Annotated in this window: 2 protein-coding genes; both read right to left on the reverse strand. The window is 61.2% G+C overall.

Annotated elements, in window-relative coordinates:
• The coding region (locus QCE63_RS35440; protein ID WP_309839921.1) for a type VI secretion system tip protein TssI/VgrG at positions 1-576 on the reverse strand (576 nt) is incomplete at its 3' end.
• A gap of 335 nt (positions 577-911) precedes the next feature.
• Positions 912-2,295, reverse strand: a 1,384-nt coding sequence (gene tssI / locus QCE63_RS35445) for a type VI secretion system tip protein TssI/VgrG (RefSeq protein WP_309839923.1), incomplete at its 5' end; no start/stop codon positions are given.

The raw sequence follows: 2,295 nt of genomic DNA on the forward strand, positions 1-2,295 counted from the left end.
ATCGGGCAGGGGATCATGAGCGCTCATGTCATCGGCGAGCACGAGCGTGTGCTGACCCATCTGATGCGTGAAGTAGTAGTAGATGCCTTCCTGCTCCATGAGGCGACTGACGAAGGCGAAATCGGACTCCTGGAACTGGGTGCAGAAGCCCCAGGTGCGGTAGGTGCTGCTCAGACGGTTGGTGACCGGGAAGCCATAAGCGGAGAAGACTTCCTGAATGATCTCGACGACCGTCTTCTCCTGGAAGATGCGGCAGTTGATGGAGCGCGTGAGATACCACAGCGAAGGCCGCACAGTGGCCGTATAGATGTAGCTGCGCGAGGTGAGCGTCTCGCGGCCGTTGAACTCGAAGCGGGTGATCTGGCCATCGAGGTAACGCAGCGCGCCGACCTGCGGCTGGATCTCCAGCGTGAGGGACTTGCCGAGGGCGCTCTTGAGATCGAGCGAGGCATCGCTGGAGACGAGCTGCACCTCGAAGTCGAAGAGCGTGGAAAGGGCTTCGTTACCTGTCATGGAACGGAAACTGAGGGTGCCGGGCTCGAATGCTTGGCTGTAAGCCATCACAATCTGGGTCATGTCGCTCTCGTGATAATCGGATAGTGGGTCAGACAAACGTGTTGTGAAACTGAGTCATCCTGACGGGAATAGGCAGACTGAGTTCTGCGATTCCCGAATGCTGTCGGCCGACCGGTTGGGTCGGACTCTGGTGACGGAACTTCCAGAACGGTTCGCATGGTTGCTTCGATCTTCACGCTTGGCATGCGCGCATGCCCGGGATGCACTTGACGCGCTCGCCCTCGCGTCAACGCCCGGCTGTTGGTTGCCGAGGTGGCGATAAGGCGCGTCAGCTTCATCAGCCGGGTGAGTTGCATGACCTTCATTGCGCGTCTTCTTTCGTGGTTAAGCCGGCTTCAGAATTTGACTTCGTAACCGACGGTCTGAACCGATGATCCCGTGGTCGACACTTCCGAGCCGACGGTCGAGATGGACGAGCCGGTCGACGTGATCTCGCTTCCCTTGTTGTCGACGACGGAGCCGGTGTTCGAGATCTCGGCGCCGGTTGCACTGACGTCGAACGTGTGAAGTTCTTCGAGCGCCCCGCCGATGACATCGAGCTTGTTTCCCACGTTGACGCGGTTCTCAGCGCCGCAGATGATGTCGTTGACGATGCCGAACACAAGAGTCGAGGACGAGCCCCCGACGAGGGTGTTTTCGTCACCGTTCACCGTCAGGTTGAATGCGTTACCGTCGAGCTTCGGGGTGAAGAAGTTTTGCGCGACGGCCGGGACCTGTTGCAGCAGTTGTTCAACCGGACTTGAGGGTGCGGTCGATTGCTGCATGCCGCTGTGGGCATGGGCTTTTTTGCCGCGCTTGCGCGGTCGCGCCGCCATGATGGCCTGCTGCAATTGTCCGGCTGAGCCTGTGCTCGCTTGCTGCTGCAACAGACGCTGCGCACCGGAAGGCGGCGGCGAGGTCGAGGTGTCGCCGGAGGCGAGCGGCAGGCCTACTTCGATCGTGTGCGAACCCGCCGTGGCATGCGTGGTGTTGGCTTCGACGGACGTGTCGTAGTTGCGCTCGGCATGCAGCTTGACCTGCTCGGAACCTTGTTTGTCCTCGAAGCGGAACATGTTGGCGTTGCTGCTGTTGCCGTTGGGCGTGCGGGTGAGAAAGCCGCTTTGCGTGGCCGAGTCGGGCAGATTGAACGGCGGCATCTGCGAGGCGTTGTAGACGCGCCCGGTGATGAGCGGGCGATCGATGTTGCCGTTCATGAAGTCCACCACCACTTCCTGACCGATGCGCGGGATATAGATGCCGCCATAGTTAGACCCGGCCCAGGCATCGGAGACGCGTACCCAGCAGGAGCTGTTCTCATCGCTCTTGCCGTAGCGGTCCCAGCGAAATTGCAGCTTCACGCGGCCGTGCTGATCGGTCCAGATGGTCTCGCCCGCCGGGCCGACCACGACTGCGGTCTGCGGTCCGGTTGCTTTCGGCAGCGGCGTGACGGAAGGCGCGCGCCAAGGCAGCGACGTAGGCTGCGCGATGAACTCGGTGTCATAGCGCGCGGTACTGCTGCCGCTGGCATCGCCGCCGCTCTGGAACTGATAGCTTGCGCCGACGATCAGGTACTCGACGTTGTCAGCCGTGCGCGGACTGCCCGTGAGCGTGAACAGATAACCCGGAGCGAACGCCTGAATGGTGGTATGTCCGTGAGCGCTCTCGCTGCCGGTCTGCTCCTCTTCGAGACGCACGCGCGAGTAATGATTGCCTTCGTCACCATTGACGTAGCCGAGCTGC

The organism is Caballeronia sp. LZ065 (assembly GCF_031450975.1).
In the GTDB taxonomy this organism is placed as follows: domain Bacteria; phylum Pseudomonadota; class Gammaproteobacteria; order Burkholderiales; family Burkholderiaceae; genus Caballeronia.